This is a genomic window from Pseudomonas sp. AA-38 (assembly GCF_029457475.1).
GTDB lineage: Bacteria > Pseudomonadota > Gammaproteobacteria > Pseudomonadales > Pseudomonadaceae > Aquipseudomonas.
On sequence record NZ_CP120359.1, the window covers coordinates 745784 to 758808 of the forward strand.

12 protein-coding genes and 1 pseudogene are annotated in these 13025 nt (G+C 66.4%); 2 read left to right on the forward strand and 11 right to left on the reverse strand.

Annotation, left to right across the window (positions count from 1 at the left end; all coding sequences use genetic code 11):
* Positions 1 to 4 precede the first annotated feature (4 nt).
* The 8 genes and pseudogenes from PVE35_RS03405 to PVE35_RS03440 form a co-directional block, all read right to left on the reverse strand.
* Positions 5 to 3277: a carboxyl transferase domain-containing protein gene (locus PVE35_RS03405; RefSeq protein ID WP_277373812.1), complete on the reverse strand. Its 3273-nt coding sequence runs from the start codon at positions 3275 to 3277 to the stop codon at positions 5 to 7.
* A gap of 125 nt (positions 3278 to 3402) precedes the next feature.
* A complete protein-coding gene (locus PVE35_RS03410; protein WP_277373813.1) occupies positions 3403 to 3711 on the reverse strand; it encodes a DUF2388 domain-containing protein in 309 nt (102 codons plus the stop codon).
* A gap of 7 nt (positions 3712 to 3718) precedes the next feature.
* Entirely contained in the window at positions 3719 to 4606 is an 888-nt protein-coding gene (locus PVE35_RS03415; RefSeq protein WP_277373814.1) for a farnesyl diphosphate synthase, read from the reverse strand.
* Positions 4603 to 4842 carry an exodeoxyribonuclease VII small subunit gene (locus tag PVE35_RS03420; protein WP_268181242.1) on the reverse strand — a complete coding sequence of 80 codons (240 nt, stop codon included), beginning with the start codon at positions 4840 to 4842 and terminating at the stop codon, positions 4603 to 4605. Before PVE35_RS03420 ends, PVE35_RS03415 begins: the two co-directional genes overlap by 4 nt.
* A 122-nt stretch (positions 4843 to 4964) precedes the next feature.
* Positions 4965 to 5732, reverse strand: a complete 768-nt coding sequence (locus PVE35_RS03425; protein WP_277373815.1) for a sulfite exporter TauE/SafE family protein — start codon at positions 5730 to 5732, stop codon at positions 4965 to 4967.
* 69 nt (positions 5733 to 5801) lie between these two features.
* Positions 5802 to 5972, reverse strand: a pseudogene (locus PVE35_RS03430) (cytochrome C); the annotation flags it as partial.
* 42 nt (positions 5973 to 6014) lie between these two features.
* On the reverse strand, positions 6015 to 6995 hold the full coding sequence (locus PVE35_RS03435; RefSeq protein WP_277373816.1) for an NmrA family NAD(P)-binding protein: 981 nt from the start codon (positions 6993 to 6995) through the stop codon (positions 6015 to 6017).
* Positions 6996 to 7078: 83 nt separating this feature from the next.
* A complete protein-coding gene (locus PVE35_RS03440; RefSeq protein ID WP_268181256.1) occupies positions 7079 to 7867 on the reverse strand; it encodes an SDR family oxidoreductase in 789 nt (262 codons plus the stop codon).
* A 358-nt stretch (positions 7868 to 8225) separates the two neighbouring features.
* Here PVE35_RS03440 and PVE35_RS03445 point away from each other — a divergent pair, with 358 nt between their 5' ends.
* Positions 8226 to 8459, forward strand: a complete 234-nt coding sequence (locus PVE35_RS03445; protein ID WP_277373817.1) for a DUF1161 domain-containing protein — start codon at positions 8226 to 8228, stop codon at positions 8457 to 8459.
* Between the two features lie 71 nt (positions 8460 to 8530).
* On the opposite strand, the gene PVE35_RS03450 is transcribed toward PVE35_RS03445, so the two are convergent.
* From PVE35_RS03450 to PVE35_RS03460, 3 genes are all read right to left on the reverse strand, one after another.
* Complete coding sequence (locus PVE35_RS03450; RefSeq protein WP_277373818.1) at positions 8531 to 9088, reverse strand: ankyrin repeat domain-containing protein; 558 nt, start codon at positions 9086 to 9088, stop codon at positions 8531 to 8533.
* A gap of 80 nt (positions 9089 to 9168) precedes the next feature.
* Entirely contained in the window at positions 9169 to 10707 is a 1539-nt protein-coding gene (locus tag PVE35_RS03455; protein ID WP_277373819.1) for a catalase, read from the reverse strand.
* 162 nt (positions 10708 to 10869) lie between these two features.
* Positions 10870 to 11754, reverse strand: a complete 885-nt coding sequence (locus PVE35_RS03460) for a LysR family transcriptional regulator (protein ID WP_277373820.1) — start codon at positions 11752 to 11754, stop codon at positions 10870 to 10872.
* Positions 11755 to 11880: 126 nt separating this feature from the next.
* Here PVE35_RS03460 and PVE35_RS03465 point away from each other — a divergent pair, with 126 nt between their 5' ends.
* Positions 11881 to 13002 (forward strand): muconate cycloisomerase family protein, encoded by a 1122-nt coding sequence (locus tag PVE35_RS03465; RefSeq protein ID WP_277373821.1) that lies wholly within the window; start codon positions 11881 to 11883, stop codon positions 13000 to 13002.
* Positions 13003 to 13025: the final 23 nt, after the last annotated feature.

Genomic DNA, 13025 nt, shown 5'->3' on the forward strand with positions numbered 1-13025 from the left:
GTCCTTACCAGGTGTCGATGAAGGGACGTTTCTTGCCGTCACGCCGCGGCGGACGCGGCGCCGCATTGAGGCCGCGCAGCAGCCAGGCGCGGCTGTCGGACGGGTCGATCACGGCGTCGATCTCAAGGTAGCTGGCCATGTTCAGTGCCTTGCCGTTGTCGTAGGCCTTGGCCACCAGCTTGTCGAACAGTGCCTGGCGCGCGGCCTCGTCCGGCTGGGCCGCCAGTTCCTTGGCGAAACCCAGGCGCACCGCGCCTTCCAGGCCCATGGCGCCGAATTCGCCACTGGGCCAGGCGGCGGTGAACAGCGGCGAATGGAAGCTGCCGGCGGCCATGGCCTGGGCGCCGAGGCCGTAGCCCTTGCGCAGCACCAGGGTGAAGAAGGGCACCGTGAGGCTGGCGGCGGTGACGAACAGGCGCGAGACATGGCGCACCGTGGCCTGTTTCTCCGCCTCCGGGCCGACCATGAAACCGGGGGTGTCGCACAGCGAGACGATGGGCAGGTCATGTGCCTCGCACAGTTGCAGGAAGCGCGCAGCCTTGTCGCCGGCCACGGCATCGATGGCGCCACCCAGGTGCGCGGGGTTGTTGGCGATCAGGCCGAAGGGCTTGCCTTCGATACGGACCAGCGCGGTGATCAGACCGGGGGCGAACTGTCGACGCAGCTCCAGCACGCTGCCGTGATCGGCCAGCAGCTCGATCACCTTGCGGATGTCGTAGACGCGCAGGCGGTTTTCCGGGATCACCTGGCGCAGTTCGCGGGTGTCGCTGCACTGCCAGTCGCTCACCGGGCCCTGGAAATAGCCCAGGTACTGCTTGGCCACGGCGACCGCTGCGGCTTCGTCCTCCACCAGCACGTCGATCACCCCGTTGGGGCCTTGCACGCTGGTCGGGCCGACCTGTTCGGGGGTGAAGCTGCCCAGGCCGCCGCCTTCGATCATCGCCGGGCCGGCCATACCGATGCTGGCGTTACGAGTGGCGATGATCACGTCGCAGCAACCGAGCAGCGCGGCGTTGCCGGCGAAGCAACGGCCTGAGACCACACCCACCGTCGGCACCAGGCCGGAGAGTTTGGCCATGGCGACGAAGGTGTGGCAGTCCAGCCCGGCCACGCCTACGAAATCGGTATCCCCCGGCCGACCGCCGCCGCCCTCGGCGAACAGCACCACCGGCAGGCGCCATTGCTCGGCCAGGGCCAGCATGCGGTCGGTCTTCTTGTGGTTCATCACCCCCTGAGTGCCGGCGAATACCGTGTAGTCGTAGGCGATGGCCATGCAGCGTGCGGCCTCACTGCCGAAACTCGCGGCGTTCACCGTGCCGATACCGGCGACCAGGCCGTCGGCCGGGCTCAGCTCCAGCAGCTCCTCGGGCGAGCGTCGACGGCGCTGGGCGGCCAGGGCCATGGCGCCGTATTCGATAAAGCTGTCTGCATCGAGCAAGTCGGCGAGGTTTTCCCGCACCGTGCGCTGGCCGGTCTTGCGCCTTTTCGCCACGGCCTCGGGGCGGCGTGCATCGGTCAGGCGTGCGTGGCGCTCCAGCACTTCGGCCAGGTCGGCGCGGATATGCGCCAGGTCGACCGCCTGCTCGCCGTGCTCGGCGAGACCATCCACCTCGGCCGGCTCCAGGAACGCCAGCGCCTGGCCCTCGCCGATAGCGTCACCGGGTGCCACGGCCAGTGCACGGACGATGCCGCTGTGCTCGGCCTTGACCTCGAATTCCATCTTCATCGCCTCCAGCACGGCGATGCGCTGGCCGGCGGCCACGGCGTCGCCTTCGGCAGCCGCCAGGCTGACCAGCACGCCGGCGCTGGGCGCGTTCAGCGCCAGGGTGCCGGGCGGGGCGTCGAGGCTGGCTCTGGCGCTTTGCGCAGATGTGTCGCTGGCGAAGTAACGGTGCGGGTGGGCCTGCTCGCGAGGGGCCAGCAACTCGCGCAAGTGGCGCTCGACATAGGTGGTGTCGACCCGGTTGGCGATCACCTCGTCGCGCTGCAGCAGGTTCTGCAGCAGGTGCAGGTTGCTCGCCACGCCTTCGAGGCGAAACTCGCACAGCCCCCGGTAGGCGCGGCGCAGGGCGCCGGGGTAGTCGCTGGCGCTGGCGATCAGCTTGGCGATCAACGAGTCATAGGCCGGGCTGACGACGTAGCCGGCATAGCCGCAGCCATCCACGCGCAGGCCGGGGGCGCTGGGCGGCTGGTAGGCACTGAGTACGCCGCTGGCCGGGCGCGCGCTGCCATCGGCGAGCAGGCTTTCCAGATTCAGGCGCACCTGCACGGCATAACCCTTGGTCGCGGGCGGTGTGAGCAGGCCCAGCTCGGCCAGGCTTTTGCCGGCGGCCAGGTGCAGTTGCGTGTGCAGCAGGTCGACACCGGTGACCTGCTCGGTGACGGTGTGCTCCACCTGCACGCGCGGGTTGGCTTCCATGAAGTAGAAGCGCCCCGGCTGGTCGAGGTCGAGCAGGAACTCGAAGGTGCCGATGCCGCGGTACTGCACCTCGGCCGCCAGGCGCAGGGCGCTGGCGATGATGGCGTCACGGGTGGCGGCATCCAGATCGGGGCTGGGGGCGATTTCCACCAGCTTCTGGTGGCGGCGTTGCAGGCTGCAGTCGCGCTCCCACAGGTGACTGACTGTGCCGCTGCCGTCGCCGAGCACCTGCACTTCGATATGCCGGGCGCGGCGCACGCGCTTTTCCACGTACAGCGCGCTACTGCCGAAGGCGCCCAGTGCCTCGGAGGCGCAGCGGGCGAATGCCTCGGCCAGTTGCGCCGGCTCGTCCACTGCACGCATGCCGCGCCCGCCGCCGCCGGCCAGGGCCTTGAGCATCACGCTGCCGTGCTCGGCGAGAAAGGCGCTTGCCTGCTCCAGCGTCACCGGACGGTTGATGCCGGGCACCAGTGGCACTGCGCAACGCTCGGCCAGCTCACGGGCGGCGGCCTTGTCGCCGAACAACTGCAGCGTCTCGGGCGTCGGGCCGACGAAGGTCAGCCCGGCCTCCTGGCAACGGCGGGCGAATTCGGCGTTCTCGGCGAGAAAGCCGTAGCCGGGGTGGATGGCCGTGCAGCCCTGCTCACGCGCGATACCAATGAGCTGATCCATGTCCAGATAGGCCGCGACACCGCGGCCGACCAGCGCCACGGCCAGGTCGGCCTTGCGCGTGTGCAGGCAGGCGCTGTCGTCCTCGGCGTACACCGCGACGCTGCGGATACCGAGGTCGGCGCAGGCCTGGGCGATGCGAATGGCGATCTCGCCACGGTTGGCGATCAGCAGGGCGGGAAAGGGCATGGCGGCTCCAGGCGTCTTGTCGTTATGGATCCCATCTTAGGTGGCTGGTGGCTGGGGTAAAGCAAGCCTCATATGGCGATCATGCCGACATAGATGGCAATGATGGGGCGAACCGCTGAGCAGGTTCAGTGCAACGAGGCGATGGCCTGTGCGACCTGCATGTCGCTGCTATCTGCATCCGCATGGTCGTGACGGTACTGCCGCAGCGCGCTTTCCAGCCGTGCGCCGCGAATGTCGCCGGCCGAGGCGATGTAGGCCAGGGCATCGTCACGGGCGCTCTGGTAGGGGCGCAGCGAATTGCTGGTGGAGGCCGTGATGCCGGCAGTGGCGAGGCTGCTGCCCAGGGTGAAGTGGTCGCTGGCGTTACCTTGCCCGTCCATGCCCCACACCTGGCCGGCTGTCAGCAGGACGAGCAGTGCAAGGGCGCGTTGCATGCGCCCCTCAGTTACGCCGTTCGACGATATAGCGCGCCAGCTCGCGCAGTGGCTCGGCGCTGTCGCCGAACAGGCGCACGGTGTGCAGGGCCTGGTCGCGCAGCTCCAGGGCATAGTCCTTGGCCGCTTCGAGGCCGAGCAGGGCCGGGTAGGTGGGTTTGTCGTGGGCTTCGTCCTTGCCCTGGGTCTTGCCCAGGGTGGCGGTGTCGCTCTCCACGTCGAGAATATCGTCCTGCACCTGGAAGGCGAGGCCGATGGCGCGGGCGTAATTCAGCAGAGCCTTGAGGCTGATGTCGTCGGCCTGGCCGCTGGCCAGGGCGCCGAGCAGCACGCTGGCTTCGATCAGCGCGCCGGTCTTGTGCCGGTGCATGGTTTCCAGCGCCGCGCGGTCGAGCTTCTGGCCCACCGAGCCAAGGTCGATGGCCTGGCCGCCGACCATGCCGGCCGGCCCGGAGGCGCGGCCCAGAGCGGCGAGCATCTGCAAGCGCACTTCGGCGTCCTGGGGGTTGCGCTGTTCGTCGGCGAGCACCTCGAAGGCCAGGCTCTGCAGACCATCGCCGGCAAGAATGGCGGTGGCTTCGTCGAAGGCCTTGTGGGTGGTGGGTTGGCCGCGACGCAGGTCGTCGTCGTCCATCGCTGGCAGGTCGTCGTGCACCAGTGAATAGGCGTGAATCAGCTCCACTGCGCAGGCGGCGCCATTGGCTCGCTCGGGGTCGCCGCCCAGCGCTTCGCAGGCGGCATAGACCAGCAGTGGGCGCACGCGCTTGCCACCGTTCATGACGCTGTAGCGCATGGCCTGGTAGAGGCGTTCGAGTTCCGCGCGTGGTGGCTGGAACAGGCTGTCGAGCGCGGCATCGACCCGCGCCTGGCAGCGCGCCTGGTAGGCCTTGATCATGCCTGCTCGTCCGCGTCGAAGGGGGCCGGCTGCAGCTCGCCGTCGCGCTCCAGCAGGATCTGCACCTTCTGCTCGGCCTGAGCCAGGGCGGCCTGGCACTCGCGGGTCAGGCCGATGCCTTGCTCGAAGGCGGTCAGCGAGTCCTCCAGCGACAGCTCGCCGCTTTCCAGGCGCTCGACCAGTGCCTGAAGCTCGGCGAGAGAATGTTCGAAGTCGGGGGCTTTCTTGCGGGCCATGGCGGCGGGTCTCGGGCAACTTGGAAACCGCGCGACACTAGCAGAGGCGCGCCATGCGGGCAAATCAACGGGCGACAGCACGTACCAACGAGATCGCCGTGTTTCGGTGCGCACGGCGCACCCTACGGCAGATAGGTGCTCCAGAAGTAATACAGCGTCATGCCGCTGCCGACCAGAATGACGAAGGCGCGCAGCAGCGCCGGTGGCAGTTTCTCGCCCAGCGCGCCGCCGGCGTAGCCGCCGAGCGTGGCGCCAGTGAGCAGGATGGCCAGTTCGTACCAGCTAACGCGGCCGGCGATGACGAAGGTCAGGGTGGCGATGCTGTAGATCACCGCCGAAATCAGGTTCTTCAGCGCATTGGCGCGGGCCAGCGGGTGGCCTTCGATGGAGAAGGCGGCCAGTTGCAGAATGCCCATGCCGGCGCCGAAGTAACCGCCGTAGATCGACACGCCGATATGCGCGCCCAGCGACAGCGGCGTGTGCGGCGGATGCGCCGCCTCCTTGCGCCGCGCCGCCAACCAGCGACCCGGCCAGGGGCTGGCGGCGAACAGCGCGGTGGCGGCCAGTAGCAGCCAGGGAATCAGTACGCGAAACACGTCGTCGCCGCCTGCCAGCAGCAACAGGCCGCCGAGCAGGCCACCGGCCAGGCCGGCCAGCAGCAGCGGAATCAGGTAGCGGCCCAGCGGGCGTAACGAGGCGCGTGCGGCCCAGGCACCGGCCAGGCTGGCCGGCCACAGGGCCACGGCGTTGGTGGCATTGGCGGTCACCGGCGGCAGGCCCGCCGCGAGCAGGGCGGGGAAGGAGAAGAAGGTGCCGCCGCCGGCCAGGGCATTCATGCCGCCAGCGGCGAAACCGGCGAGGGCCAACAGCAGCAGGTCGAACAGAGTCATCGGGCAGGCTCGCACAAAAAGAGTGCAGCATAAGACCTGGCGTTTCGCTCAGCCAGCCCGGGCAGTGGCTCAGGGCGTGCCGTTCATGCCATCTTCGATGGCGATGCCCAACGCGCGCATCTGCTCGATCAGGTGCGCGCGGGTATCCGGCAGGTTGAGCATGCTCACCTTGCGCAGCCGCGCCACCTCGTCGGCGCTGTACGGCTGGTAGTGCGCCGGCATGCTCTTGCCGGCCATGCCCTTCTCGAGCAGCGGCCTGTGGATCAGGCCACCAGCATGGCATTAGGGTGCGGCGACCCCGTGAGCCGTTGCGATACGGCGTGCGAACTGTTCGTAATCGGTGGCGGGCCGGGGCAGAACCTTTGCCAGGTCATCGAGGTTGCCCGCAGGAAGCCCGTGCACGTCGTAGTACTTCATCATCTGCACGTAGGTATCCTGGGCATCGGATGGCCAACTGCGGAACCCGCGAGCATTCGGTGCCGAACGCACTCCTCGAATGATGGTGGGAAGGGAACGCAGCCTGGTCGAGAATAGTGAACGTGCTATTGCAGCGCCGAAGGATCCGACGGCTGAGAGCGGTTGCGTCAACGCCTGCGGTGGCAGTCGGATGGCCGTCATGGGGTGGCCGAGCACTCGGCTCCAGATACGTGCCATGTCATGGCGTGTGAGTTCCACGGTAGACAGGTCGTAGGTCTTGCCGATATGGCCCTCTGGGTTGGTCAACACATTGGCTGCCGCCTCCGCGATGTCGTCGGAGTCCACCACGCCCATTCGGCTTTCCGGCGAGGTGGGATATGGCAGTAGCCCGGCGCCGAAGAAATCCCAGAAGTCCAGCACGTTCTGCATGTAGTGCGAGGGACGAAGAATTGTCACCGGCAGGCCCGACTCTTTCAGCAGCCCCTCGACCAGCAGTTTCTGGCGGTGATGGGGGAGTTCGGCGATATCGGGGTGTATGACCGAGTGGAAGACGATGTGATCCAACTGTTCGGCTCGGGCTGCCGTGATCAGCCGCTTGGCCACGGGGAGTTCGTCGATGAGCTGGGTCGGGGCGGCGTGATAGATCTTGCGCGCTCCGCGCAGGGCTGCCTCGAGGTCGCCAGGTTGTCGGAGGTCTCCGATCGCGATCTCGGTGGCGCCGTCAGCTTTCGCTCGCCGCGCTTGTTCCTCGTTCTTGACGAAAGCCCGCACCGCCAGTCCGTTGGCGACGAGCTTGCGAACCAGTGGCCGTCCGACACCGCCTGCTGCGCTGGTAACGAGAATCATGGCGTGCTCCCAATATTTTAGTTATCTATGTGATCGAGGCTTGCGTTCATCGGGTCTTTACGTTCGGCTGCAGGCAGCCTCCGTCAACGCTTGAGTGGGTGCAGTGAGCGTGCCAGGGCCGGGAGCAGGAGACGGCGGGGAATCACCGTCGCCAGTGCTGCGGTTATCGAATTGATGAACCCCGAGACCGTAGAGGGTGCAGTCCAGCGTCGGTCGAGTGCTTTCAAGCCAGCCGCTGCGACCTGGTCGGCGGTTTGGAGTCTGCCTACCACCGTCGCGGTTTCTCCCACTACGTCGAAGAACTCCGTGTGGGTGGGGCCCGGCGCAAGGGAGAAGACCTTGACGCCGTGCTGTTTGGCTTCGTACCACAGGGATTGGCTGAAACTCAGCACGAAGGATTTCGACGCCGCGTAGACGGCCAGGGTCGGTACGGGCTGAAAGGCCGTGGTGCTGGAGACGTTGATGATGGCACCCGATCGTCGTCGGGCCATTTCCGGCAGGAACGCATGGCAGAGATCGACCACTGCGCCGATGTTGACTGCCAGTAGCCGAGCGAAATCATCTGCATCGCCCTCGATGAACGACCCTTGAGTGGCGAAACCGGCGTTGTTGATCAGCAGGTCGATGTCGTCCTCGACGAGTTCGCGCAACCGGCTACCCGGTCGAGCAACGGAGAGGTCGAAGGCGATGCGGGTGCAGGAGATGCCATGTTCCGCCTCGAGGCGGTCGGCGAGCGTGTCGAGTCGATCCTGTCGTCGGGCCACCAGCACCAGGTCGCACCCGCGTGCCGCTAGCGCATTGGCGAAGGCCTCGCCGATTCCCGAGCTGGCACCGGTTATGAGCGCTCGTGAAGCGCGGTATTGGTCGCCCATCTGCCTGTCCTCCGTTGGGTTCCATCGTCAGTCGACGATGCTTGCCTCCGTATGTCCACTCCGCCACTGCATGAACGTGCCCGGCAACCTAATGTGCCTTTTGCGCCCCAGGCAAGTGCCTGTTCAAGGCTTGTAAAACTTTAAGCGGCCATTGACTTTCTCGGTATTTTCAGATCATTCAGGTTTGATCGGCCAAGGGCTTTCCGCAGGTGAAAGCCGAGTGCGCCCAACGGGCTGGACGCCGAGCAAGGCTTTGTCGACTAAGCTGAAGGCTCCAACGGAAGGAAGCGTTCAGGCCCAGGATGGGGCGTACTGCTGACAAACGACATATTTTTCAATGGATCAGGGAACGTAGCCGATGAAGAAACTGATACTGGCGCTGGGTTTGTTGAGCATCGCGGGGATGGCCCAGGCCGCAGGCAAGCCGTGCGACGAGCTGGAGCGGGAGATCACCGACAAGCTGGCGGCCAAGGGAGTGCAGGGTTATACGCTGCAGATCCTCGACCGGGCCATTGGCGAGAAAGGTGAGGACGGCAAGGTGATCGCCACCTGCGAGGCCGGCACCAAGGTCATCACCTACAAGCGCAAGTAAGTAGACTCGATTGGAGCCGGCGCACTGCGCCGGCTTTTTTCTGCGCGGCAGAAACGCGGGCAGGGAGCCGCTCAGGGCTGGCTGGCCGACCAGGGGGTACGCACCTCGCCCTGGGCCAGTCCCTGCACCGAATTGCCGAAGGCATCCTCGGCCTTCAGGTCGGCGCCTTTGCCGGCCAGGGCCGCGAGCAGATCCTGGCGCTGGAACAGCGCGGCGTACATGGCCGCCGTCTGGCCGCTGTCGTTGCGCTGGTCGGGGCTGCAGTCGGCGTCGAGCAGGCGCTTGGCGATGCGCAACTCGCCCTTGAAGATCGCCCCCATCAGTGCGGTATTGCCGCGCTTGTCCTGAGCACAGGCGTTGGCGCCTGCGCTCAGCAGACGCTCCACTGCCGCGCGATGGCCGTGATAGGCGGCCAGGATCAGCGCGGTATAGCCCTTCTCATCCGCCGTATTCAGGTCGTAACCAGCGCCGATGAATTCGTCGAGCATGGCCACGTTACCCTCGCGGGCAGCCTGGAAGTAGTAGGCGCGTAATTGTGCCTGGACGTGCTCGGCATCCGGCGTCGGCGTGGCGGCCAGTAAAGGTGTCGCGGCGCTTAGCGCCAGGGCGAAACAGAAAGTACGCAGCATGGGTTCTCCCGAGCGGCGTCGCGCCGCGTCTGGTGGTGACGTGCGGCTCGCGCGGAGCCGCACGCCATTGCAGAGCAGGCTCAGTCCTGCAGCTTGGCGGCCAGCGCCTTGACCCGCGCCAGGTCGCCACCGGCCACCTTGGTCAGGCCTTCGCCGTACTGCGCATCGGCCTTGTAGAAGAACGACAGCATGATGTGCTTGCTCTCGTCTTCGGCCTCGGCCAGGGCACCGCCCAGGCTGGCGATCAGGTCGCTCTGCATCTTCTTGTCGTAGGAGCGGTACAGCTCGCCGGCCTGCTTGAAGTTCTGCTCGCGCTGGATCTTCTTCTGCTCGGTGCTGCCGCTCAGCGGCAGGTTGCTGTAGCGCGCATGCTCGCTGGCCGGGCGCGGATTGATGCGGCTGGGCTCGTAGTTCACCTCGGTGGTGGTGTGGCCGCTGTTGGCCGCGCCATCCTGGTTGCCGTTGTTGACCGGCACCCTGGCCTGGTTGATCGGCAGGAAGGCGTGGTTGGCGCCCAGGCGGTACATCTGCGTGTCGGCATAGGAGAACAGCCGCCCCTGCAGCAGGCGATCCTCCGAGGGCTCGATGCCCGGCATCAGGTTGGACGGCGCCATGGCCACCTGCTCGGTTTCCTGGAACACGTTGTCCGGGTTCTTGTTCAGCACCATCTGGCCGATCTTCTGGTAGGGCACGTCCGGCCAGATCTTGGTGGCGTCCAGCGGGTCGAAGTCGTACCTGGCCAGGTCAGCCGGTTCGAGCACCTGGATGTACAGATCCCACTTGGGATAGTCGCCGGCGTTGATCGTGGTGATCAGGTCGCGGCTCATGTGGTTGAAGTCCTTGCCCTGGATCTGCTCGGTCTGCTGCGGATCGTTGTTCTTGATGCCCTGCAGGCTGCGCCACTGGAACTTGACGTAGCGGTACTCGTTCTTGGCATTGACCAGCTTGTAGGCGTGCACGCTGTTGCCGTTCATTTGCCGGTAGTTGGCCGGGGTGCCTTCGTTGGAATACAGCAGGGTCAGGGTGCGGGTGGCTTCGGGTACATGGCTGAAGAAGTCGAACTGGGTGCGGTTGCTGCCGTAGTTGGTGTTCGGGTCGGGCTTGAAGGCGTGCACCATGTCCGGGAACTTGATGGCATCGCGGATGAAGAAGGTGGGGAAGTTGTTGCCCACCAGGTCCCAGTTGCCTTCGCTGGTGTAGAACTTGGTGGCGAAGCCGCGCGGGTCACGCAGGGTTTCCGGGGAATGGTTGCCATGCACCACGCTGGAGAAACGCACGAACACCGGGGTGGTGGTGCCCTTGGTGAAGACCTTGGCGCGGGTCAGCTCGGAGATGTCCGCCGTGGCGGTGAACTCGCCATGGGCGCCGGTGCCACGGGCATGCACCACGCGCTCGGGAATGCGCTCGCGGTCGAAACGCTGCAGTTTCTGGATCAGTTGCACGTCCTGCAGCAGGGTCGGGCCGGTGTCGCCTGCGGTCTGCGAATTCTGGTTGTCGCCTACCGGTGCGCCGTTGTCGCGGGTCAGGGGGGCAGCCTGCGCCGACAGACTGAACAGCGAAGCGGACAGGGCCGCGGTCATCAGGCCAAGGGCGGGCGCCCATGCGGTGATGGGTTTCATGGATGAGTCCTCGTAGTTGTATGTGCAAACGCGCTTCATGCGCTCGCACAAAGCTACGAGAGCCTGGCCGTCCCGCTAAATTGGAAAAAACCAGCGCCATCATAGGCAATGCTCATTACGTGGAGCGGCGCGCTCGTGATACGAGCGCAGGCTGCCGGCTGCTCAGGCAGGACGCACGCGCGACAGTTCGTCCACCAGTGCCAGGCAATGTTTCAGTGCCGGCGAGGGCTCGCCGACGCGGCGGCTGATGATGATGGGCGAGGTGGCCTGGACCTCCTGCAGCGGCGCGTAGTCGATGTCGACGCGGTGCAGCACCTGCACCGAGGCCGGCACCAGGGTGATGCCGATACCAGCGGCGACCAGGCCGATGGCCGTCTGCAGTTCGTTGGTCCACTGCGCCACGCGGAGCTGCAGGCCATGGGCGGCGAACAGCGCCAGCACATGATCGGCGTAGCTGGGGCGGGGGTTGCCGGGGTAGAGCACGAAGGGCTCGCGGGCAAGCTCGGCGAGGCTGATCGGGCCCGGCAGCAGCGGATGCCCGGCGGGCAGGGCAGCGACCAGCGGATCCAGGGTCAGCACCTGCTGCTGCACGGCCGCATCCTCGATATGGATGCGGCCGAAACCGATGTCGATGCGCCCGGCCTTGAGCGCTTCGACCTGCTGCACGGTGGTCATCTCCGACAGGCCCAGCTCCAGGCCGGCATCGCTGCGCAGGCGGCGGATCAGTTCCGGCAGCACGCCATACAGGGTGGACGGGGCGAAGCCGATGCCGAGCCAGGCCTTCTCGCCCGTGCCGATGCGTCGGGTTCTGTCGCAGACCTTGCCCAGTTGCTCCAGCAGGGCGCTGGAATGCTCGTGGAAGAAGCGCCCGGCCTCGGTCAGGCGCAGGGGGCGGCCACGTTCGAGCAGGGCCACGCCGAGTTCGTCCTCGAGCTGCTGGATCTGCCGGCTCAGCGGTGGCTGGGCGATGTGCAGGCGCTCGGCGGCGCGGGTGAAGTTGAGGGTTTCGGCGAGCGCCTGGAAGTAGCGCAGGTGACGAAGCTCCATGGGCGGCTGTCCTTCGGGATTGACGATACCTTTCGGGTATTGTTGCAGACAAAATCAATATTGGAACCATCCCAGGCGCAGTATCAATATTGGGATATGGATAACAACAACCTGATGGGTATTGAAATGAGCCACGCCGCGATCGAGTCGCTCGAAGCGATCATCGTCGACCTGCCGACCATCCGCCCGCACAAGCTGGCGATGCACACCATGCAGAACCAGACCCTGGTGATCCTGCGCCTGCGCTGCGCCGACGGCATCGAGGGCATCGGCGAGGCCACCACCATCGGTGGCCTGTCCTATGGCAACGAGAGCCCGGACAGCATCAAGGTCAACCTCGACCGTCACTTCGCGCCGCTCTTGATCGGCCAGGACGCCAGCAACATTAACGCCTGCATGCAGCGCATCGACCGCGTGGTGAAGGGCAACACCTTCGCCCGCAGCGCAGTGGAAACCGCGCTGCTCGACGCCCAGGGCAAGCGCCTTGGCCTGCCGGTCAGCGAGATTCTCGGCGGGCGCGTGCGCGACAGCCTGGAAGTGGCCTGGACCCTGGCCAGCGGCGATACCCGCAAGGACATCAATGAGGCCGAGCAGATGCTCGAAGCCCGTCGCCACCGCATCTTCAAACTGAAGATCGGTGCCGGTGAGGTGAACAGGGACCTGGCTCACGTCATCGCCATCAAGCGTGCCCTGGGTGAGCGCGCCAGCGTGCGCGTCGACGTCAACCAGGCCTGGGACGAGGCCGTGGCCCTGCGCGCCTGCCGCATCCTCGGCGACAACGGCATCGACCTGATCGAGCAGCCGATCTCGCGCCACAACCGTGGTGGCCAGGTGCGCCTGAACCAGTCCAGCCCGGCGCCGATCATGGCCGACGAATCCATCGAGTGCGTGGAAGACGCCTTCAACCTGGCGCGCGATGGCGCCGCCCCGGTGTTCGCCCTGAAGATCGCCAAGAACGGTGGCCCGCGCGCCGTGCTGCGTACCGCCAGCATCGCCGAGGCGGCCGGTATCGGCCTGTACGGCGGCACCATGCTCGAAGGCAGCGTCGGCACCCTGGCCTCGGCCCATGCCTTCATCACCCTGAACAAGCTGGCCTGGGACACCGAACTGTTCGGCCCGCTGCTGCTGACCGAGGAAATCGTCACCGAGCCGCCGCTGTACCGCGACTTCCACCTGCACGTGCCGCGCCTGCCCGGCATCGGCCTGACCCTAGACGAGGAGCGCCTGGCGCGCTTCCGCCGTTCCTGACCCTGCCCGAAGGAGGAGAGCTC